This window comes from Sphingomonas sp. R647 (genome assembly GCF_020177055.1).
In the GTDB taxonomy this organism is placed as follows: domain Bacteria; phylum Pseudomonadota; class Alphaproteobacteria; order Sphingomonadales; family Sphingomonadaceae; genus Sphingomonas.
The window spans coordinates 776,228-797,307 of sequence record NZ_JAIQXT010000001.1 but is presented as its reverse complement, the minus strand read 5'-3'; the positions used below and the strand labels follow the sequence as shown (position 1 = coordinate 797,307).

Annotated in this window: 20 protein-coding genes and 1 tRNA gene; 14 read left to right on the top strand and 7 right to left on the bottom strand. The window is 65.3% G+C overall.

The annotated features are described in order from the left end of the window. The first annotated feature begins 56 nt into the window (after positions 1 to 56). Positions 57 to 1,544, top strand: a complete 1,488-nt coding sequence (locus K9B35_RS03615; protein ID WP_224920432.1) for a hypothetical protein — start codon at positions 57 to 59, stop codon at positions 1,542 to 1,544. A 29-nt stretch (positions 1,545 to 1,573) separates the two neighbouring features. Then, complete coding sequence (locus tag K9B35_RS03610; RefSeq protein ID WP_224920431.1) at positions 1,574 to 3,832, top strand: NADP-dependent malic enzyme; 2,259 nt, start codon at positions 1,574 to 1,576, stop codon at positions 3,830 to 3,832. A 7-nt stretch (positions 3,833 to 3,839) separates the two neighbouring features. On the opposite strand, the gene K9B35_RS03605 is transcribed toward K9B35_RS03610, so the two are convergent. Then, positions 3,840 to 4,946, bottom strand: a complete 1,107-nt coding sequence (locus tag K9B35_RS03605) for a lactonase family protein (RefSeq protein WP_224920430.1) — start codon at positions 4,944 to 4,946, stop codon at positions 3,840 to 3,842. A gap of 180 nt (positions 4,947 to 5,126) precedes the next feature. Between K9B35_RS03605 and K9B35_RS03600 the strand changes: the two genes are divergently transcribed. Next, positions 5,127 to 6,200, top strand: coding sequence for an AI-2E family transporter (locus K9B35_RS03600; protein WP_224920429.1), 1,074 nt, complete (start codon positions 5,127 to 5,129; stop codon positions 6,198 to 6,200). On the opposite strand, the gene K9B35_RS03595 is transcribed toward K9B35_RS03600, so the two are convergent. From K9B35_RS03595 to K9B35_RS03585, 3 genes are all read right to left on the bottom strand, one after another. Further along, entirely contained in the window at positions 6,197 to 6,985 is a 789-nt protein-coding gene (locus K9B35_RS03595; protein WP_224920428.1) for an SDR family oxidoreductase, read from the bottom strand. The two genes, K9B35_RS03600 and K9B35_RS03595, sit on opposite strands and share 4 nt — an antisense overlap. Before the next feature lie 14 nt (positions 6,986 to 6,999). Then, positions 7,000 to 8,145, bottom strand: a complete 1,146-nt coding sequence (locus K9B35_RS03590) for an acyl-CoA dehydrogenase family protein (RefSeq protein WP_224920427.1) — start codon at positions 8,143 to 8,145, stop codon at positions 7,000 to 7,002. Positions 8,146 to 8,269: 124 nt separating this feature from the next. Continuing rightward, positions 8,270 to 8,428: a hypothetical protein gene (locus K9B35_RS03585; RefSeq protein ID WP_186456931.1), complete on the bottom strand. Its 159-nt coding sequence runs from the start codon at positions 8,426 to 8,428 to the stop codon at positions 8,270 to 8,272. Positions 8,429 to 8,608: 180 nt separating this feature from the next. On the opposite strand from K9B35_RS03585, the gene K9B35_RS03580 reads away from it, so the two are divergent. Further along, positions 8,609 to 9,991: a helix-turn-helix domain-containing protein gene (locus K9B35_RS03580; RefSeq protein ID WP_224920426.1), complete on the top strand. Its 1,383-nt coding sequence runs from the start codon at positions 8,609 to 8,611 to the stop codon at positions 9,989 to 9,991. Here K9B35_RS03580 and K9B35_RS03575 read toward each other — a convergent pair. Then, complete coding sequence (locus K9B35_RS03575; RefSeq protein WP_224920425.1) at positions 9,988 to 10,554, bottom strand: hypothetical protein; 567 nt, start codon at positions 10,552 to 10,554, stop codon at positions 9,988 to 9,990. The genes K9B35_RS03580 and K9B35_RS03575 overlap by 4 nt on opposite strands. A gap of 210 nt (positions 10,555 to 10,764) precedes the next feature. On the opposite strand from K9B35_RS03575, the gene K9B35_RS03570 reads away from it, so the two are divergent. The 6 genes from K9B35_RS03570 to K9B35_RS03545 all read left to right on the top strand — a co-directional run bounded on the left by K9B35_RS03570 (position 10,765) and on the right by K9B35_RS03545 (position 16,901). Continuing rightward, a complete protein-coding gene (locus K9B35_RS03570) occupies positions 10,765 to 11,829 on the top strand; it encodes an efflux RND transporter periplasmic adaptor subunit (RefSeq protein ID WP_224920424.1) in 1,065 nt (354 codons plus the stop codon). Beyond that, complete coding sequence (locus tag K9B35_RS03565) at positions 11,829 to 14,930, top strand: efflux RND transporter permease subunit (protein ID WP_224920423.1); 3,102 nt, start codon at positions 11,829 to 11,831, stop codon at positions 14,928 to 14,930. The genes K9B35_RS03570 and K9B35_RS03565 overlap by 1 nt, the downstream gene beginning before the upstream one ends. Before the next feature lie 29 nt (positions 14,931 to 14,959). After that, positions 14,960 to 15,511 (top strand): TspO/MBR family protein, encoded by a 552-nt coding sequence (locus K9B35_RS03560; RefSeq protein WP_224920422.1) that lies wholly within the window; start codon positions 14,960 to 14,962, stop codon positions 15,509 to 15,511. A 53-nt stretch (positions 15,512 to 15,564) separates the two neighbouring features. Continuing rightward, complete coding sequence (locus K9B35_RS03555; protein ID WP_224920421.1) at positions 15,565 to 15,864, top strand: accessory factor UbiK family protein; 300 nt, start codon at positions 15,565 to 15,567, stop codon at positions 15,862 to 15,864. A 112-nt stretch (positions 15,865 to 15,976) separates the two neighbouring features. Then, positions 15,977 to 16,483 carry a YbjN domain-containing protein gene (locus K9B35_RS03550; protein ID WP_224920420.1) on the top strand — a complete coding sequence of 169 codons (507 nt, stop codon included), beginning with the start codon at positions 15,977 to 15,979 and terminating at the stop codon, positions 16,481 to 16,483. 52 nt (positions 16,484 to 16,535) lie between these two features. Then, complete coding sequence (locus tag K9B35_RS03545; protein ID WP_224920419.1) at positions 16,536 to 16,901, top strand: hypothetical protein; 366 nt, start codon at positions 16,536 to 16,538, stop codon at positions 16,899 to 16,901. 54 nt (positions 16,902 to 16,955) lie between these two features. Here K9B35_RS03545 and K9B35_RS03540 read toward each other — a convergent pair whose 3' ends face one another. Next, the gene (locus K9B35_RS03540) at positions 16,956 to 17,606 is read right to left on the bottom strand and encodes a hypothetical protein (protein ID WP_224920418.1); all 651 of its coding nucleotides are present in this window, start codon (positions 17,604 to 17,606) and stop codon (positions 16,956 to 16,958) included. A 127-nt stretch (positions 17,607 to 17,733) separates the two neighbouring features. On the opposite strand from K9B35_RS03540, the gene K9B35_RS03535 reads away from it, so the two are divergent. Further along, positions 17,734 to 18,543 (top strand): pyrroline-5-carboxylate reductase family protein, encoded by an 810-nt coding sequence (locus K9B35_RS03535; protein ID WP_412103433.1) that lies wholly within the window; start codon positions 17,734 to 17,736, stop codon positions 18,541 to 18,543. Between the two features lie 60 nt (positions 18,544 to 18,603). Further along, positions 18,604 to 19,227, top strand: coding sequence for a hemerythrin domain-containing protein (locus K9B35_RS03530; protein WP_224920416.1), 624 nt, complete (start codon positions 18,604 to 18,606; stop codon positions 19,225 to 19,227). Positions 19,228 to 19,259: 32 nt separating this feature from the next. Here the strand turns inward: K9B35_RS03530 and K9B35_RS03525 are convergent, their stop codons facing one another. After that, positions 19,260 to 19,745, bottom strand: coding sequence for a MarR family winged helix-turn-helix transcriptional regulator (locus K9B35_RS03525; RefSeq protein ID WP_224920415.1), 486 nt, complete (start codon positions 19,743 to 19,745; stop codon positions 19,260 to 19,262). Here K9B35_RS03525 and K9B35_RS03520 point away from each other — a divergent pair. Further along, positions 19,744 to 20,892 carry a branched-chain amino acid aminotransferase gene (locus K9B35_RS03520; RefSeq protein ID WP_412103432.1) on the top strand — a complete coding sequence of 383 codons (1,149 nt, stop codon included), beginning with the start codon at positions 19,744 to 19,746 and terminating at the stop codon, positions 20,890 to 20,892. The two genes, K9B35_RS03525 and K9B35_RS03520, sit on opposite strands and share 2 nt — an antisense overlap. Before the next feature lie 95 nt (positions 20,893 to 20,987). Beyond that, a tRNA-Gln gene (locus K9B35_RS03515) sits at positions 20,988 to 21,062 on the top strand. Positions 21,063 to 21,080 lie beyond the last annotated feature (18 nt).

Sequence of the window (21,080 nt, the reverse complement as noted above, 5' to 3'; positions counted from 1 at the left end):
TCCTGCTCCGATGGCCGGCGGTGGCCATCATCTGCATCTTGTTTCTGCTACCTTGGTTGTTCGTTCGCATCCCACCGATCATCGATGTGCCGGGCCATATGGGCCGCATGGCGGTGGCGCTCGCGCCAAGCGACAGCGCGTTGCATCAGTTTTTTAGCTTTAACTGGGTTCCCGTCCTCAACCTCGGGAGCGATGCACTGATCGTAGCGCTTGCCCCGGTGCTGGGACTCATGGGCGCAACGTGGCTGGTTTGTGCGGCGACCCCCATAATCACCGCTCTCGGTGTCATCGCCATTGCCCGGACGCTTAATCCCCGGGGGGCTACGGGTCTGCCCTGGGCGCTGCTTTTCGTGATCAACTGGCCGTTCCTCTACGGCTTTCTCAACTATTCGCTGACCATCGGGTTCGCGTTATTGGCGGTAGCGCTGTGGTTCCGCCTTGAGCATCGGCTGGGTTTGCGGGCAGCACTGTTCCTGATTCTGCTTCCGTTGCTAATGGTGAGCCACGCGGTCGGTGGTGCGATGGCAACGATCGTCATTGCCGGCCAGGAAGCGGGGCGCCGTGCGGTGTGGCGGCGGGCCAAGTGGACGCTGGCGACGGCTAGAGATGTCGCAATTGTGCTGTGGCCGTTGTGCGGTGTCCTGGCTGGAGTGCTTGCCTGGATGTTCGTGGCACCGCCCAGCGGCGGCGAAACCCGCTGGCTGGTCAGTCTCAAAATCGATGCAGTGGTGATGGCGTTGCGCGACCAGAACATCATTCTGGACATGGGATCCATGGCAGCTGTCCTCGCTGTCCTTGTCATGGGAAGACGATGGGGTGCCCGATACCGAAACGGCACGCTGGTCCCGTTCCTGGCGGTTGCGAGCCTGGTCGTGCTTGCCCCGTCCGTGCTCAATTCCGCGCATCACATCGACACCCGGCTTGTCCCGATCGCGCTGATGCTCGCACTGGCGTTACAGGACTGGAGCGGGGTCGCGAGTAAGCGCCGCCGGTTCATCGCAGTGGCTGGGGCGATCGTACTCGTCGTTCGCTTGATCGTCACCACGGCGAGCTTCGTCGGCTACGAGCGAAGCTACGCCAGCGAGCTGTCCGCGCTCGATCAGGTTCGGCCCGGTTCCCGCATCCTCAGCTTCGTCGCAGTCGGGTGCAAACTGTCGGATTGGAAAAGGCACCGACTCGAACACATTTCCAATCTGGCTACGGTGACGCGACAATCCTGGGTCAATTCGCATTGGGAGATGGACGGCGTGAACATGCTGCAGGTCCGCTACCGCCCCGATCCGCTTTACTACAAGGACCCCTCTGAATTCGTGTTCCCTGAACGGTGCATCGACATGGAGGTGCCGATGGAACAGCGTAGTCGCCGGACATTGCGCGAGACATTGACGGTCGCGCCGGTCGACCGCGTTGACTATCTGTGGCTGGTCAACGCCCGCTTGCCGACTGATTATGCAGGCCCGCCGCTTGATAAGCTGTGGTCGAATGGACGCAGCGAAATCTATGCAGTGCGCCACCCGGTTCCCTTTCACGCCGACCGGCCCTAAAGAGCCAGCATATCGCTGCGGAGCCCCGAATGTCCGAAGAAGCCAATATCCAGTTTTCCGAGCGCGAGGCGCTGCTATTCCACTCGGAAGGCCGGCCCGGCAAGATCGAGATCATCGCGTCCAAACCGCTGACCACGCAGCGCGACCTGGCGCTTGCCTATTCCCCCGGCGTCGCTGTCCCTGTCCAGGCAATCGCCGACGATCCCGCGACGGCCTATGACTATACCGCCAAGGGCAACCTCGTCGCGGTCATCTCCAACGGCACGGCCATTTTGGGCATGGGCAATCTGGGGGCGTTGGCGTCCAAGCCCGTGATGGAGGGCAAGGCGGTGCTGTTCAAGCGCTTCGCCGACGTCGATTCGATCGATATCGAGCTGAAGACCGAGGATGTCGACCGCTTCATCGACGCGGTCGAGCTGATGGAGCCGAGCTTTGGCGGCATCAACCTTGAGGACATCAAGGCGCCCGAATGCTTCATCATCGAGCAGACGCTGCGCGAGCGCATGAATATCCCGGTGTTCCATGACGATCAGCATGGCACCGCGATCATTACCGCCGCCGGCCTGATCAACGCGTGCCTGCTCACCGGTCGCGTGCTCAGCGAGATCAAGGTGGTGGTGAACGGCGCGGGCGCTGCCGCAATCGCCTGCACCGAGTTGATGAAGGCGATGGGCGTGCGGCATGAAAATGTGCTGATGTGCGACCGTACCGGCGTCATCACCACCGATCGCGAAGGCGTGAACCAGTGGCAGTCGGCCCATGCCGCGACGACCGATCGCCGCACGCTGACCGAGGCACTGGTCGGGGCCGACGTGTTCCTGGGCCTGTCCGCCGCCGGCGCGCTCAAGCCCGAGATGGTCGTGGACATGGCCCCTGCGCCGATCATCTTCGCGATGGCCAACCCCGAGCCCGAGATCCGGCCGGAGCTGGCCAAGGCCGCGCGCCCCGATGCGATCATCGCGACCGGGCGGTCGGACTATCCCAATCAGGTCAACAACGTCCTTGGTTTCCCCTTCATCTTCCGCGGCGCGCTCGACGTGCGTGCGACTGCAGTGAACGAAGAAATGAAGATCGCCGCCGCCCGCGCCATTGCGGAGCTGGCGCGTGAGCAGGTACCGGAGGAAGTCGCGCTCGCCTATGGCAAGGCGCACAGCTTTGGCCCCGAATACATCATCCCCGCGCCGTTCGACCCGCGCCTGATGGAAGTCGTGTCGATGGCGGTCGCCAAGGCGGCGATGGATTCCGGCGTCGCGACCAAGCCGATCCTCGACATGGCGGCGTATCGCCACACATTGCGCGGTCGCCTCAATCCGACGACGTCGGTGCTCACCCTCGCGTACGAAGGCGCGCGCGCCCACCCCAAGCGGGTGATCTTTGCCGAGGGCGAAGAGGAAGTCGTGCTTCGCGCCGCGATCGCGTTCCGCGAGGGTGGCTATGGCACGCCGGTGCTGGTCGGCCGCGACGATGTTCCCGAACGCCTGCGCGCGCTCGGCGTCAGCGATCCCGATAGCTTCGAGCTGCACAACAGCCGCAATTCGCCGCTGGTGCCGGCGATGGTCGATTTCCTCTACAGCCGCCTGCAGCGGCGCGGCTATCTGCGCCGTGATTGCGAGCGGATGGTGAACCAGGATCGCAACATCTTTGGTTCGCTGCTGCTCCAGCTGGGCGAGGGTGATGTGATGATCACCGGCGTCACCCGCACCTATGCCCAGACGATGCGCGAAGTGCGCCGTGTGATCGATGTGGCAGAGGGGCGCACTGCGTTCGGCGTCCACATCATGGTCGGCCAGAGCCACACCGTGTTCATCGCGGACACGACAGTCAACGAGCGGCCGAATGCCGAGGAACTGGCGGACATTGCCGAACAGACCGCACAGGTCGCCCGCCGCATGGGCCATGAGCCGCGCGTCGCGTTCCTGAGCTATTCGACCTTCGGCAATCCCAAGGGCGCGTATCTCGAGAATATCCGCGATGCGGTGAAGGTGCTCGACGCGCGCGGCGTGGGCTTTGAATATGAAGGCGAAATGGCGCCAGACGTCGCGCTCAACCCGCGCCAGCTCGCCAACTACCCGTTCGCGCGCCTGTCCGGTCCCGCCAACATCCTGATCATGCCGGGTCTGCAATCGGCGCATATTTCCGCCAAGCTGCTGCGCGAGCTGGGCGGGGATGCGATGATCGGGCCGATGCTGGTCGGCATGGAAAAGCCGGTTCAGGTCGCCCCGATGACGAGCAGCGCGGGCGATCTGGTGACGCTGGCGGTCCTCGCGGCGGGTGGGATCGCGCGCTAAGGCCCGCCTATTCGGAGAGGAATACGACGCCGGGGATCGCCGGGCCGCGTGTCGGCTCGGCGAGGCGCCCGTCGGCCTGCACGCGCAGCACCGCGACATTGCCCGACCGTTCGTTGGCAACGAGCATCTCGCTGCGATCCTCTCGCAGCAGGAACAGCCGCGGCCAGTGCCCGCCGCAGCTGGCATGCTGCAACAGCCTAAGGCCGCCGGTGCGGTCGATGGCATAGACGGCGATGCTGTCATGGCCGCGATTGGACAGATACAGCCGCGTACCCGCGCGGTTGACTGCGATATGCGCGCCCGAAGACTGGCCTTCGAAACCGGCGGGGAGGGTGGAGAGCGTCTCTCCTCCGGTAAAGCTGCCATCGGGATTTGCGCCCAGCACCGTGACCGTGTTTGTCAGCTCCGCCAGCAAATACGCGACTGGCAGCTGCGGGTGCCAGGCGAGGTGGCGCGGCCCCGATCCGGGCGTGGCGCGATAGGCGATTGTGCTGCCCGTGATCCGTCCTGACGCAGGATCGACCCGATGGGCGAACACAGCGTCCGCGCCGAGATCGACAGCGTGGAGCATCCGCCCGTCCCGGCTGAACCCAACCCAATGGGCATGCGGTCCGGTCTGTCGGCGCTGGTTTGGTCCGCTGCCGCGATGCGCAACGCTCTGCGCCTCTCCGATAGGCAGCCCGGTTTTCCGGTCCAGCCGCCACAGCGTGACGTTGCCACTCGAATAGTTCGCCACGGCGAGGGTTCCCCCATCGGTGCTAAGCGCGGCATGGCATGGATCGGCTCCCAGCGTGGAGAACGTGCCGAGCCGGTTCAGTGCGCGGCCGTAGATTCCGAGCGCGCCTTCCTGTTGCTCCTCGAGCAGATAGCGCATGCGACCGTCGCGCGACGCCACGCCGAATGAGGCGTTGCGGATCGCAGCGAACGGGGTCCCCGCCGTCCAGCCTTCACCCGTGGCGGCCATCGGGACCACGCCCGGACCACCGCGGCTGGCATAGGTGCCGGCGATCAGGCGATCGGGTTCGCGGGTCAGGGCGACAGCAGGGGCGCCGACAAGGGCAAGGGTGCCAGCGACGAAGCTGCGGCGGGACGGCGCGAATGAGGAAGAGGTCATTGGCACTTGAAAGCCGTCCGCGCCCGCCGCGTCAACGGCGCTGTGGGTGGATGTAGGCATTCAGCGATTGGTGACGCAGGCGATACGGACCCGCTGGCGATGCAATGCGTTGCGCGTTACGACTGCGGCCACATGGCCTCGGTCCACCCCTCGCGCGAACTGCCTGGAGCACATCACCACATGACTACCCCAACGGACACGACCGCGAGCGATTTCCCGACAATCGGCCGGGTCGCGACGGTCACCGTCACGATTTTGGTGATCGTCGGCTTCGCATGGATGCTGCTCGAACTGTCGGGCTTTCTCATGCTGATCTTCGCGGCGCTGGTGCTGGCCGCGATTTTCGGGGTGATCACCCAGTCGGTCAGCCGCTTTACCGGGATGGGACGCGGCCCCGCGCTCGGGATTTCGGTGGTCCTGATCCTCGCGGTCTTCGGCGGCGCGTTTACGCTGTTCGGGTCGCAGCTCGCGGGGGAGTTCGACACGATTCAGGACAGCATCCCGCCGGCGATCGAACAGGTCCGCGCCTTCCTTGAGCGCGCCGGCCTGAGCGAGTCGGTGCGCAACATGGTCGAGCAGGGGAGCAGCGACGTGTCGCGCCTCGCCAGCCAGGCTGGGGGCTATGTCCTCACCGCCACGAACGGCATCGCCAATTTCGTGCTGGTGTTCGTCGCGGCGATCTTCCTCGCGAGCGATCCGGCGGTGTATCGGCGCGGCTTGCTGCTGCTGATGCCGCGCCGTGCCGAGCCGACGATGGCCGCGGCGCTCGACGATGCGTCGCGCGGCTTGCGCGGCTGGATGGTCGGGCAGGCGGTGTCGTCTCTCGTGGTCGCGGCGTTTACCTGGGCCGGGCTTGCGCTGCTCGGCGTGCCGGCGGCTGGTGGCCTTGGCCTGATCGCCGGGCTGCTCGACGTGATCCCGATGATCGGGCCGATCATCGCGGGGGTGCCGGCGGTGCTGCTCGCCTTTACCGTATCGCCGATGACCGCGCTGTGGACCGTCGTGCTGTTTCTGGTCATCCAGCAGATTCAGGGCAATTTCCTGCAGCCGATGATCCAGAAGCAGGCGGTCGATGTGCCCCCGGCGATCCTGCTGTTTGCCGTGGTCGCTGCGGGGCTGTTGTTCGGCTTCCTCGGCGTCCTCCTCGCCGCCCCGCTGACCGTCGTGGTGTTCGTGCTGGTCCAGCGCATCTATGTCAGGACCCTGCTGGGCCGGGAGATCAAGATCGCTGGCCAGAACGAGGCCGCGGACTAAGCGTCGATGCTCACCCCAAGCGATGCATTGACCAGCCCGCCGTCGACCACCAGCGTGTCGCCGACGACATAATCGCTCGCCCGGCTGGCGAGGAAGATCGCCGCGCCGGCCATGTCTTCGGGCGTGCCGACGCGGCGCATCGGGATGCGCTTGGCTACTTCGTCGCCATGGTCGCGGGCGGCGCGGTTCATCTCGCTGGCGAAGGCACCGGGGGCGAGGCTGGTGACGATGATCCCGTCGCGGATCAGGCGCGCGGCCATGCGCTTGGTCAGATAGATTAGCGCCGCCTTGGACGCATGATAGCTGTAGGTTTCCCACGGATTGAGCCGCAGGCCGTCGATCGAGGTGATGTTGATGACCTTGGACGGCGCGTTATGGCTGGCGCAGGCCTTGAGCAGGTCGTGCAGCGCCTGCGTCAGGAAGAAGGGCGATTTGACGTTGAGGTCCATGACCTTGTCCCAGCCCGCCTCGGGAAACTCAGCGAATTCGACGCCCCATGCCGCGCCGGCATTGTTGACGAGGATATCGAGATGCGGCTCGCGTTCGGCCAGCGCCGCGGCGAGCGCCTTGCAGCCTTCGACGGTCGAGACGTCCATCGGGAGCGGAATGCAGTTCGGGCCGAGTTCAGCGGCGGTCTCTTCGCACGCCGGAGCTTTGCGCGAGGAGATATAGACCTTCGCGCCCTGGGCGATGAAGCCTTCGGCGATCATCTTGCCGATGCCGCGGCTGCCGCCGGTGACGAGGGCGACCTTGCCGGTCAGGTCGAAAAATTTGCTGGTGTCCATGTCTCTCCCTTTCGTCAGCCGCCGCGCTTCAACGTCTCACGCGCGATGATCAGTTGCTGGATCTGGCTGGTACCTTCGTAGATGCGGAACAGGCGGACGTCGCGGTAGAGCCGTTCGATCCCGTAATCGGCGATATAGCCCGCGCCGCCGAAGATCTGCACCGCGCGGTCGGCGACGCGGCCGACCATTTCGGTGGCGAACAGCTTCGCCGCGGCGGACTCCAGCACCACGTCCTTGCCATCGTCCTTGGCCCGGGCAGTTTCGAGGACCAGCGCGCGGGCGGCGAGGCATTCGGTCTTGCTGTCGGCGATCATCGCCTGGATCAGCTGGTGCTCGGCGATGGGTTTGCCGAATTGCTTGCGCTCGGTCGCATAGGCGACGCAGTCGGCGATCAGGCGCTCGGCGACGCCGACGCTGACCGCGCTGATATGCAAGCGGCCACGGTCGAGCACGCGCATTGCAATCTTGAAGCCTTCGCCCTCTTCGCCCAGCCGGTTGGCGGCGGGGACGGGGACGTCGTCGAAGATCACGTCGGCGACTTTCGCGCCCTTTTGCCCCATCTTCTTCTCGGGCTCGCCGATCGACACGCCGGGCAGGTCGCGCGGGACGAGGAAGGCGGAGACGCCGCGTGCGCCGGGTTCGTCGCCGGTGCGGGCCATGACCGTGAACAGCGACGCCTTGTCGGCATTGGTGATGTAGCGCTTGGTTCCGGTGAGCCGATAGACGTCGCCATCCCGAACCGCGCGGGCCTTCACCGCGCCGCTGTCGCTGCCGACATCGGGTTCGGTCAGCGCGAAGCTGGTGACGATCTCGCCGGTGGCGATCTTCGGCAGCCATTCGGCCTTTTGTTCGGGGGTGCCGGCCATGACGAGGCCCTGGCTGCCGATGCCGACATTGGTGCCGAAGGTCGAGCGGAAGGCCGGGGTGGTGCGCCCGAGTTCGAGTGCGACGCGGCATTCCTCGACCATCGTCAGGCCCAGCCCGCCATATTCCTCGGCGATTGACAAGCCGAACAGGCCGAGCGCCTTCATCTCCTCGACGATGTGCGGCGGGATAGCGTCGGCTTCCTCGACCTCTGCCTCGAGCGGGCGCAGCCGTTCGGCGACGAAGCGACGTACCGTGTCGATCAATGCGTCAAAGGTCTCGGCGTCGAGGCTCATATCCGGCGATCCTGCTCCATACCCTGTTTTCGAATCGAGGGATTAGCAGGGGCAAATCGCGGACGCAAATGCCCGCCGGGGCAAGCCGGCGGGCATCGTTCCTCCCCAGGAAGGCGGGCCCGCGTCAGCCGAGACGGCCGAGGCGGTGATAGAGGTTGGCGAACTGAACCGAGCGGGGGTCGTCGGCGATCTTGCGCGTGTAATCGGCGACCGCTTCCTTGAGCAGGGCGAAGTCGGCGGTCGAGAAGACCGGGCGGGCAGTCGCGGGTTCGGGGGTCTTCATGAGCTTGCTCCTGTAAACTGTCGTGCATTCTGTATGACTCGCGAATGGCGATCCTGACAATTTTGATCAGGTGTCAGCGGGGTCACGGTGTAGATCGCGCATGACAAGCCGGTGGATGGTATGTAAATAATTGACACACTCTGATTGAGCAGAACATAGCAGGAACAGGGGCTGTAGGACATGGCTGAGCGCAAATTGTTCGCGGGGCATGCGGTGCGGCGGCTGCGGCGCGGGCAGGGGCTGACGCAGGCGGCGATGGCGGAGATGCTGGGCGTCTCGGCCAGCTATCTCAACCTCGTGGAGCGCAACCAGCGGCCCTTGTCGGCAACGTTGATGCTCAGCCTTGCTCAGGTGTTCGACTTCGACCCGCGCACGCTGGCCGCCGGCGATCCAGGCGGGGGTGAGGAGGCGATGCGGCGGCGGCTGGCCGATCCGCTGTTCGCCGATATCGAGATTGACCGCAGCGAACTGACCGAATGGCTCGCCGGTGCGCCGGGCGGGGCGGAGGCTTTTGCGCGGGCCTATGACCGGATCGGGGCGGGCGGGACGGTGGCGTCTGGAGATGCGGAGGATCCCGGCGCGGCGGTGCGGCGTGAGGTCGAGCGGTGGCGCAACCATTTCGCCGATCTCGACGCCGCCGCCGAAGCGCTGGCCGATGAACTGCGCATCGCATCGAGCGACCCATTCGGGGCGATGGCCGAGCGGCTGCGGGTCAAGCACCAGCTTTCGATCCGCGTCCTCCCGATCGAGGTGCTCGCCGGATTGCGCGTCCGGCTCGACCTGCATGCGCGCCAGCTGCAATTGTCCGAGGCGCTCGATCCGCCGAGCCGGGTGTTCGCGCTGGCGCGCCAGCTGGCGAGCGAGGCGCGCGCCGAAATCGAGGCGCTGGTGCGCGGTGCCGGGTTCGCCGACCGCGTCGCCGAGCGGCTCTATCGCCGCCACCTCGCCGGCTATTTCGCCGCGGCGGTAATGATGCCGTATGCCCGCTTCCTGCGCGCGTGTGAGGCGACCGGATATGACTTGGAACTGCTGCGCCGCCGTTTCGGTGCGAGCGCGGAGCAAGTGGCGCACCGGCTGACCACGCTTCAGCGCGTTGGCGCGCGCGGCTTGCCCTTCTTCATGCTGCGCGTTGATCGCGCCGGACAGGTGTCGAAGCGCTTTGCCGGGGCGAGCGGATCGCCTTTGGTCGAATCCGCCGTTCCGTGCCCGCTGCTCGACGCCTATGCGGCGTTCGCGCGGCCGGATGAGCGGATCGTCCAACTGGTCGAACTCGAGGACGGATCACGCTGGTTCACCAGCTCGCGCTGCGTCGCTCCGCCCGGCGGCTGGGCGGGGGCGGTGCGTGCGCGTTTCGTCGTGACGCTGGGTCTGGCGGCGGAGGCGGCGACGGGGCTGGCGGCTGCGCGGGGCCTCGACTTTGGGGGAGAGGCGGTGCCGGTGGGGCTGGGCTGCCGCGCCTGCACGCGCGAATGCCCGCAGCGCAGCGCGCCGCCGACGGGCCGCGCGATGCTGGTCAGCGAGCGCGAGGCGGGGGTCTCGCCGTTCGGCTTTGCGGCGGACTAGCGCCCTCGGCGACGCCATTCAGCATCGGGCATCGCTTCCGGGGGAACAAGGCGCTGTGCGAGCCGGTGGAACGGCATTCCGACATCCGGACCCACGCGATCGCCGATGTTAAGAGTGCGCTCGACCTTCCATCCCGGCCCCTGGGCGCGCAGCACGAGCTCAGTACCGTCGAGCGTCATGCCCTGCGTGGGGTCACGCTGCACGGCAACATCACGCGGTCCATCGGAATAGGGCGCGATCTCCTGAGCGAGACGGAGATAGTCGGAAGCCGGCAGTGCTTGGTCCCATGTTGCGATGATATCGTATCGATTGCAGGTGATTTGACGCCGCAGGTGCACGATCGCAAGGCGAGCGTCGCTTCGGACGTTCTGCCGCGACACGCGAATGACCCAAGCGTCTCCTGGATATTCCCGCGATGGCGTTGCGGCGAACTCGAGCGCGAAAACAAACGGACTGAGCGCTGGGAGCGCGGTGGAGTCGATCGCTGGTGGAAGAAACTGGGTCGGGCATGATTGCGCCTGCGCAGGGCTTGCAAGCAACATGAACCAGAGTGGAAGCAGCATCAGAATCTCCGTGCCTCGGGCGACGATGGTTGGCGCGCGCCGATAACACCGACCCGACGCAAAGCGGCCTGAGCTTAAACCGGCTGGTTGATTACGTCGACGATTGGAAACGCAGCGTTTCTTCGCAGGCGCAACAAATCTTGACACACTTTTGCGACAAGTTGGTTGGCATAGTTGATGTTCCCCCCGGTTGGTGTAGCGCGCTTTTCCATGCGAATGATTCTTGTTTTGGCGGCTTCGGCTGTGGTCCTGGCATCGTGCGGCGGCGGCGACGCCGCGCAGAAAAAGGGTCGCGAGGCGCCTCTGGTCACGCTGGGTGCTGTTCAATCAGCGCGTTTTGTCGAGCGGATCGATGCCGTCGGCACCGCGCGCGCCAATGAACAGGTCACGCTGACCGCACCGGTGACGCAGCGCATCGTTCGCCTCAATTTCGATGATGGCGCGTTCGTCAGCCGGGGTCAGGTGATCGCGGTGCTCGAGGCCGGGCAGCAAAATGCGCAATTGGCTCAGGCCCAGGCGCGGTCGCGCGAGGCGCAGCAGCAGCTCAACCGGCTCGAAGAACTCAAGAACCGTGGCTTTGCAACGCGTAGCGCGGTCGATGCGCAGACCGCGTTGGCGGGGCAGGCAAACGCGCAGGCCGCAGAAGCGCGCGCCGCGATCGGCGACCGGGTGGTGCGTGCGCCGTTCGGCGGCTGGGTGTCGTTGCGCAATATCTCCGCCGGTGCGGTGGTGAGCGCGGGGACCGAGATTGCGACGGTCAGCGATGTCAGCCGGATCAAGCTCGACTTCACCGTGCCGGAAACGCTGCTCGGGCAAATCCGCCCGGGGCAAGCCATCGTCGCGACTGCCGCGGCCTATCCCGACCAGCCGTTTCGCGGCACGATCGCTACGATCGACCCGGTGCTGAACCCGCAGACGCGCGCTGCTACGGTGCGCGCGGTGCTCGCCAATGGCGACCGCAAGCTCAAGCCCGGCATGCTGCTGACCGTCGCGATCGAGGCGCAGGCGCGCACCGCCGCTGCGGTCCCCGAACTGGCAGTGGTGGGTGAGGGCGAGCAGAGCTTCGTCTTCATCATCGAGAACGGCAAGGCAAAGCGCGTGCCGATCCGCACCGGCCTGCGCCAGAATGGGCTGGTCGAGGTTGTTCAGGGACTGAAACCCGGCCAGCGCGTCGTCACCGAAGGCGTGGTCAAGATCGCCGAGGGGCAGCAGGTCCGCACCGCGGGCGCGGGCAATGCAGCGCCCAAGGCGGCGGGTCAGGCCAAGGGTAACTGATGCAGATTTCCGACCTTTCGGTCCGGCGGCCCGTCTTTGCCGCAGTGCTGGCGATGCTGCTGACGATCGTCGGCGTGGTCGGCTATCTGGGCCTGTCGGTCCGTGAATATCCCGATACCGATCCGCCGGTCGTGTCGGTCGAGACCGCCTATACCGGGGCCGCCGCCAGCGTGATCGAGGCGCGGATCACCCAGCCGATCGAAGAGGCGCTGTCGGGGATCGAGGGAATCGAAACGATCACCTCGCGCTCGCGCGACGGCGTGTCGGACGTGTCGATCGAGTTCCGTCCGGGCCGTGACATCGATTCGGCCGCGAACGACGTGCGCGACCGCATCGGCAGCGTCGCCGAGGACCTGCCCGAAGAGGCGATTGCGCCTGAGGTGCGCAAGGTCGATGCGGACAGTTCGCCGATCCTGTTCCTCGTCATTTCGCGCCCCGGCTGGTCCCGGCTCGAGCTGTCGGATTATGTCGATCGCAACCTTGCCGACCGCTTCAGCACGATCGACGGCGTGGCGCGCGTGTTTGTCGGCGGCGAGGCGCGGCCATCGATGCGCATCTGGCTCGATGCGACCAAGCTCGCCGCGTTCGGCCTGACCCCGGCCAATGTCGAAACCGCGCTGCGCACGCAGAATGTCGAATTGCCCGCCGGGCGGCTTGAGGCGCAGCAGCAGAACCGCACGCTGCGTGTCGATCGCCCGTTCGGCAGCCCGGAAAGCTTTGCCGGGCTGGTCGTCGGGCGCGGGGAGGACGGCTATCTCGTTCGCCTGAGCGATGTCGCGCGGGTCGAGGTCGATGCCGAGAACCCGTACAGCACGTTCCGCATGAACGGCCAGTCGGCGGTGGGCCTGGGCATCGTGCGCCAGTCGGGCGCGAACACGCTGGAGGTCGCACAGGCCGCCAAGGACGCTGCCGAAGCGCTGAAGCCCGACCTGCCCGAAGGCATGACGATCACCGTCGGATCGGACGATTCGCTGTTCATCGGGCGTGCGATCGACGAGGTATGGAAGACGCTGGCTGAGGCCGCCATTCTGGTGGTTCTGGTCATCTTCCTGTTCCTCGGATCATGGCGCGCGACGCTGATCCCGGCGGTGACGGTTCCGATCTGTCTGCTCGGGGCGTGCGCGGTGCTATGGATGTTCGGCTTTTCGATCAACCTGTTGACGCTGCTTGCGCTGGTGCTCGCGATCGGTCTGGTGGTCGATGACGCGATCGTGGTGCTCGAAAATGTCTATCACCGGATCGAGGAGGGGGAGACCCCGCTGGTCGCCGCGTTCCAGGGCACGCGGCAGGTCGGGTTCGCGGTGATTTCGACCACGCTGGTCGTGTGCGCGGTGTTCGTGCCGATCTGTTTCCTGTCCGGCCAGACCGGATTGTTGTTCCGCGAGCTGGCGGTGGCGATGATCGGCGCAGTCGCCTTTTCCGGGTTCCTCGCGCTCAGCCTGACGCCGATGCTGTGTTCGAAGATGCTGCGGAAGGAAAAGCGCGGGCGCTTTACCGGTTGGGTCGATGACCAGTTCCGCAAGCTCGAGAATTTCTACAGCCGCTGGCTCGATCGCGCGATCAACAAGCCGCTGGTGCCGCTGATCGGCGTGCTCGCGTTTCTGTTTGCGGCGGGGGCGGGGTTCGTGACGCTCCAGTCCGAACTCGTGCCCGCTGAGGATCAGGGCATTGCGCAGGTACAGATCAGCGCGCCCGAGGGCACTGGTTTCGACCAGATGGACAGCTATATGCTGGGCGTGCAGAAGAAGATGCTGCCGCTGATCGAGGAAGGCACCGTCCGCACGATCATCACCCGCACGCCGGGCGGGTTCGGGGCGAGCGACGATTTCAACAGCGGCACCTTCATCGTCTTCCTCAAGCCATGGGAAGAGCGCGAGAAGTCGACGCAGGATATCGCGCAGCAGATCAACCGCATCCTCGCCGATGAGCCAGCGGTGCGCGGCAATGCGCAGGTCCGCTCGGCGCTGGGGCGCGGGCGCGGGCAGCCGGTCAACTTCGTGATCGCGGGCAACACCTATGAGGGGCTGGCCGCCGCGCGCGACCGCATCCTTGCCGCCGCCGCCAACAATCCCGGCATCATCAACCTCGATTCCGATTACAAGGAAACCAAGCCGCAGATGCGGATCGAGGTCGATACGACCCGCGCCGGTGATCTCGGCGTGTCGGTCAACGACGTCAGCCAGGCGCTGCAGACCTTGCTCGGCTCGCGCCGCGTCTCGACCTATCTCGATCGCGGCGAGGAATATCGCGTAATCGTTCAGGCGGATGCCGAGAACCGCTCGACGCTCGCCAACCTGGCGCAGATCCATGTCCGCGCGCGCGACGGCTCGCTAATCCCGCTGTCGAACCTCGTCACCACGCGTGAAGTGTCCGGGCCGCGCGATCTTGGCCGCTATGACAAGCTGCGCGCGATCACATTGTCGGGCGGTGTCGGGCCAGGCTATTCGCTCGGCGAGGCGCTGACCTTCCTTCAGGAACAGGCGGCGCAGTCGCCCGAAGTGTTGGCGGTCGGCTATCGCGGTGAGAGCCAGGCGTTTGTCGAAACCGGCGGGTCGATCCTGCTGGTGTTCGGGCTGACGATCCTGATCATCTATCTGCTGCTCGCAGCGCAGTTCGAGAGCTTCGTGCATCCCGGCGTGATTATCATGACCGTTCCGCTCGCGGTCGCCGGGGGCATGCTCGGGCTATTCTTCTTCGGGAAGTCGCTCAACCTGTACAGTCAGATCGGCATCGTCATGCTGGTCGGATTGGCGGCGAAGAACGGCATCCTGATCGTCGAATTCGCCAACCAGCTGCGCGACGAGGGTAAGAGCATTGCCGAGGCGATCCGCATCGCCTCGGCCCGCCGCCTGCGCGCGATCCTGATGACGTCGATCGCGACCGCCGCGGGAGCGGTGCCGTTGATGATCGCGAGTGGCGCGGGCGCGGGCGCGCGGTCGGCGATCGGCGTGGTGATCGTGTTCGGCGTGATGCTGGCGACGCTCATCACCTTGTTCCTGATCCCGATCCTGTATAGCAGACTTGCCAAGTGGACTGGTTCGCCCCAAGCCGTGAGCCGGGAGCTTGATGCGGCGATGGCATCGCCGCAACCGGCCGAATAGGCCGGGTCATACAGACTGGGGAGCGGGGAATGGAGATTGCGTCCAAGGGACAGCTGCGGCTGGCGTTTCTGCGCTGGGCGGTGGTGACGGTCCCGTTCATCCTGCTGCTCGGCTTCACCTCGGCGCGCATCGCTCCGACTGGGGCTGAGAACCTGTGGTACCAGATGCTCGAAAAGCCGCCGCAGACGCCCCCCGACTGGGCGTTTCCGGTCGCCTGGACCACGATCTACGTCCTGATGGGCCTTGCGCTGGCGATGATCATCAACGCGCGCGGTTCGAAGTTGCGTGGCCCGGCTTTGGTGCTGTTTGCGGTGCAGATGGGCGCGAACCTTGCCTGGTCGCCGCTGTTCTTTGGCATGCACCAGCCATTCTGGGCGTTCGTGCTGATCGGCGTGATCCTGGTGCTGGCGCTCGCGACGACGATCCTGTTCGGGCGTATCCGTGTCGGCGCGGCGATCCTGATGCTGCCCTATCTTGGCTGGCTGTGCTTTGCCGGGTGGCTGTGTTTCCAGATCGACCAGCTCAATCCGAACGCGGAAACTCTTGTCCCGGCGCAGTCCGCGCCCCAAATGAGTATCTGAATTGGCTTCAGCGATGCTGAAACGGATGCGGTGAGGCCGCGAAGGAACAAGACATGCAGAGCGACAACCGCATTTTCGACGATTTCGTAAAGTTCGTGAACGGCGCGGCCGGCACGATGGCCGGCATGGCGCGTGAGGGCGAGTCCGCCGCGCGTGAGCGGTTCAAGACGTTTGTCGGTGGCATGGATTTCGTTGCGCGCGACGAGTTCGATGCGGTGAAGGCGATGGCGGTTGCCGCACGCGACGAGAATGACGCACTGCGTGCCCGGATCGAGGCGCTCGAGGCGAAGCTGGGCGATGCTCCCGCAGCTGCGAAGCCCGCAAAGCCGAAAAAGGCCGCGCCGGGCGTCTGAGCCCCGCCTTTTCCACATCTATTTCCACCATGTTTACGCTAAGCTGCTTGTGCGGCGCGGCGAGGATTGGCACCAACTGCGCCAGGCAAGGGCCGGGCGGAGGACGACCGGAATGCTCGATGAGAGCGAATATGAGCGCGACGATGACGCCGCGCCGATCGACATGCTGGAAAGCTACTTCGCGGCGCATGGCTGGAGTCATACGCGCGAAGAGGACGAGGTCGTTGCCAAGGTAAAGGGCAGCTGGACCGAGTATGAGCTGCGCGCGATCTGGCGCGAGGACGACGGCGTGCTCCAGTTTCTGGCGTTCCCGGATGTCCGCATCCCGGACGAGCGCCGCGGCGCGATCTATGAGACGATCGGCCTCGTCAACGAACAGCTGTGGGTTGGCCATTTCGAATTGTGGTCGTCGAGCGGCATCCTGCTCTACCGCCACGCCGCGATGATACCGGGCGACGACGGCGCATCGATTACGCTGCAACACACCGAATTGCTGGTCGAAAGCGCGATCGATGAATGTGAGCGCTTTTATCCGGTGTTCCAGTTCGTCCTGTGGGGCGGCAAGTCGCCCAAGGAAGCGATTGCGGCGGCGCTAATCGAGACGCAGGGCGAGGCGTAAGGAGTAGATCGAGTTGGGGCGTCCAAGGGAGATCGTCTGGTTCGAGCGATTGATGTTGGGATCCCTGGCGCTCGGTATTTTCAACAGCTGGTTACGATGGCCCGAGTTGCTTGCAGTTTCGCAAGGACGAGTCGGTCTCGTTCTTGCGACGCAGCTTTTCACGCTAATCCTCCTTTCAGCACTCTATCTTTGGATCTCGCGCGGTCGCAGTGTTGTCGGCAAGTGGATTGCGATTACGTTGTTCGTGCTGGGAGTTCCGTTTTCAATTCTCGCTCATTTCCAGACTGGTATGTCGCCAATCGGCTTGATTTTTCTGGGTCAAACGATTGCAAGTCTTATTGCATTGGGGCTGTTGTTTAGTCGATCCGCGCGCCTTTGGTTTAAGGGCGATTGGGAATATTCGGGTGTTTTCGACTAGTCGATAAGGTTGAACTGATGGGCGGGCGCGCCCCGTCTGACGCGCCCGCTTCCGTTACCCCTCTGGCCCGATCGTCTTCACCACCTTGCCCTTGTCGTCGAGGAAGTCGATCGCCGCGCCGCCATCCGGCGCAACCTTGAGCATCAGGCGGGGCTTGCCGGTGGCGTCCTGCAGCATCACCACCGATGCCTTGTCGCGTGATTTGCCGACGAACAGGCGGGCCGCGCCCTTCGAGGCATCGGGGCGGATCGCGGCCTTACCCTTGGCCTTGGTGAACATGCTCTCGGCGCCGCGATCGGAGATGATCAGCGCGGCGGTGTCGCGGCTGCCATTGTCGGTCTGGACCAACTGCATGGTCTGGTCGTTCTCGTAGCGATCGAAGGTCAGGCTAGCCCCGGCATTGACCTTGTCGCCGTCCCTCTTGCCGGCCCAGATCAGGCCGCCATTCTCGGTCCCCTCGTCATTCATGAACAACATGCCGGCGGCAAAGGCGCGGTCGGGACGGGCGATCTCCTCGCCCTTGTAGAAGGCGCCGGGGAAGCGGCCCTTGCTGGCGATCACCAGTCGCAACGTGCCGTCGGGTTCGCGGACATTGATCCGCTCGACGTCGATCGTTCCGAACTTCTGCGGCTTGGTCGCCGCGACCAATGTCACCGCCGCGATCGTCACTGCCGCGCCCGTCACCAAACCCTGCCAATACGCCATTATTTTCCCCAAAATGATTACGCAGGTGAAACTTACCGACCGGTCAGTGCGGGTCAACCGCGAAGTCATCCGATAAGGCTTGACGCGTCGTTCCGCTTCTTTGAGGGCCGGCGCGGGCAATGGAGCAATGGCGATGACGACCCCCAACACCCTGTGGCTGATCGGCTGCGGCAATATGGCCGGGGCGATGTTGCGGCGGTGGATCGCGGCGGGGGCGGTGCGGGGGGAGGATGTGTTTGTCCTCAACCGCAGTGACCGTGCGCTGCCCGAAGGCGTGCGGCAGGGCAGGGCGTTGCCGGAAGGGGCGCTGCCCGATGCGGTGATGCTGGGGGTAAAGCCGCAGCAGATCGATGCCATTGCCGATCAGGTTGCGGCGCGGATTGCAGGCGTGCCGATGCTGGTGTCGATCCTTGCGGGGGTCGAGGAGGCGGCGCTGGCGGCGCGGTTCAAGGCTGGCTCGATTATTCGGGCAATGCCCAAACTGCCGGTGGAGATCGGGAAAGGCGTGGTCGCGCTGCATAGTGACAGCGCCGACGCCGAGGCGCGGGACCGGGCTGGCGCATTGATGGCGCCGCTGGGCCTCACCGAATGGGTCGATGCCGCGCGGTTCGATGCGGTGACGGCGCTGGCGGGCAGCGGGCCGGCCTTCGTCTATCGTTTTATCGATGCGCTGGCGGCTGCGGGGGCGGCGATCGGGATTCCTTCCGATCAGGCGCTCCGGCTTGCGCTGGCGACGGTCGAGGGCGGGGCGCTGCTCGCTGCGCAGGCCGCCGACACGCCCGCTGTGCTCGCCGACAAGGTTGCGAGCCCGGGTGGGTCGACGCGCACAGGGCTGGACATACTCGACGCCGATTCCGCGCTGGTGAAGCTGCTGACCGCGACGCTCGAAGCCTCGCAGCGTCGCAATGCTGAGATGGCCGCCGCCGCGCGCGGCTGACCGGAACGTCCAACCCCCTGAAAACGTTGTCGCGCCATAGTTCAATTCATGGAGGCGACGATGGCGACCAAGACTCAGAACGAGACGCGCGCAGATAACCAGACTCGCGACAGCAAGGGCCGGTTCAAGGATGAAGGCGGTAAGGGCAGCTTTGGCATGATCGCCGGCGCGACGGCGGCAGGCGCTGCGCTGGGTGTCCTCGCGATGCTCGGCCGCAAGGTCGCGGTGCAGTCGCCGACGGCGATGGCGGGCGATTGGATGGACGGCCTGATCGCCGAGCATAAGGCGGTACTCAAGCTGCTCGACGCGATCGAGGCGACCGACGACAGCGCAGTCGCGCGGCGCAAGCTGATGCTGACCCAGCTCAAGCACGCGCTGGCCAAGCATGCGATCGAGGAAGAGAATGTCATCTACCCGGCGCTGCGTGAAGCCGGGAAGATCGCCGAGGCGGACGAGCTGAACAGCGAGCACGGCTATGTGAAGCAGCACCTCTACGAGCTCGACAACATGCCGGCTGGCAGCGCGAGCTTTCTCGCGACGATCCGCACGCTGCGCGGCGAGCTGGAAGAGCATATGAAGGACGAGGAAGAGCAGTTGTTCCCGCAGTTGCGCGCGAGCCTGTCGGACGAGAAGAATGCGTTGCTGACCCGGGCGATGAACCGTGAAGGGTTCAAGGTGGCGTGAGCTGCTTAGCCCCTCTCCTTTGGGAGAGGGGCTTATTTCCCGCCGAGATCCGAAACCCGCTTGCGTTCGTCGGCCGGGATCAGCCCTTCGAGTACGGCCCAGAACCCCCCGACCGCTGCCTGTCCCGCCGAGGAGTAAGCGGCGGTCATTTTTTCGCGGAGTGCGTCGAACAGCTCCGCCTCCAGCCTTGTCCCTTCCGGAGTCAGCCGCAGCAGCCGCTGGCGCCGATCCTCGCGCCCCGGCCGTGTTTCGATCAGCCCGCGTTCGGTCAGGTCGGTCAGCACCCGCCCGAGCGATTGTTTGGTGATCGCGAGCAGCGAGATCAGTTCCCCTACCGTAATGTCGGGCTGGCGCGCGACGAAGTAGAGCGAGCGGTGATGCGCGCGGCCCAAGCCCTGCGCCGCCAACCCCTCATCGATTGAGCGCGTGAGGTGGCTGTAGCCGAAATAGAGCATCTCGACGCCACGCCGGATCTCGGCTTCGCGCAGGAATAACGGGGATGCAGTTGGGACAGCCATGTTGACCTGTTTTGCCATCCGCCTTAGGCGTGCGCAACCGCCGATTCAGGAGAGTGATGTGAGCAGCCTGACGTTTCACGTTGAAGCCAACCCGGCTCCCATCGATGCGAACGAGCGCACCCGCCTGCTTGCCGACCCCGGTTTCGGCAAGCTGTTCACCGATCATATGGCGATGATCCGCTGGTCGGATGCGAAGGGCTGGCACGACGCCAAGATCACCGCGCGCGGCCCGCTGATGCTCGATCCGGCGACCGCGGTGCTGCATTATGCGCAGGAGATTTTCGAGGGGCTCAAGGCCTACCGTCTCGGCGATGGCGGGACGGCGCTGTTCCGTCCGGAGCAAAATGCCCGTCGCTTCCGCGAGTCGGCGCAGCGGATGGCGATGCCCGAGCTGCCCGACGATCTGTTCATCGGATCGATCGAAGCGCTGGTGAAGGCGGACGCGGACTGGATCCCGGAGCTCGAGGGCGGATCGCTGTATCTGCGCCCGTTCATGTTCGCGAGTGAGGTGTTCCTGGGCGTGAAGCCGGCCAGCGAATATCTCTACCTCGTCATCGCCTCGCCCGCCGGGGCCTATTTCAAGAGCGGGGCAAAGGCGGTCACGATCTGGGTGTCCGACCACTACACCCGCGCGGCGCCCGGCGGAACCGGTGCGGCCAAGTGCGGCGGCAACTATGCCGCAAGTCTGGTCGCGCAGGCCGAGGCGATCAAGGAAGGTTGCGATCAGGTCGTGTTCCTCGACGCGGCCGAGCGCCGCTGGGTCGAGGAACTGGGCGGCATGAACCTGTTCTTCGTGTTCGACGATGGCAGCATCGTCACCCCGCCGCTCACCGGCACGATCCTGCCCGGCATCACGCGCGAATCGATCATCGCGCTCGCCCGTGAGCAGGGCATCACGGTGCGCGAAGAGCCCTATGCGATCGACCAGTGGGAAGCCGATGCGAACAGCGGTCGCCTGGTCGAAACCTTCGCCTGCGGCACTGCGGCGGTGGTGACCCCGGTCGGTCAGGTGAAGAGCCGTGACGGCGGCTTCACCATCGGCAGCGGCGGGCCGGGTCAGGTCACCGAAGCGCTTAAGGCGCGACTGACCGCGATCCAGCGCGGCGAGGCGCCCGACCCGCATGGCTGGGTGCATCGGTTCGGTTAACGGATTGCGGCACCGGTCCGGCGAAGCCGCAAAGGGAGTTAAACCCTCTTTTCATGCGGGGCGCGGCGCTTTAAGGGCGTCGCTTCCGACCATGCTGGGGCGTAGCCAAGCGGTAAGGCAACGGCTTTTGATGCCGTGTACCGAAGGTTCGAATCCTTCCGCCCCAGCCAAACAATTCGCGATATAGT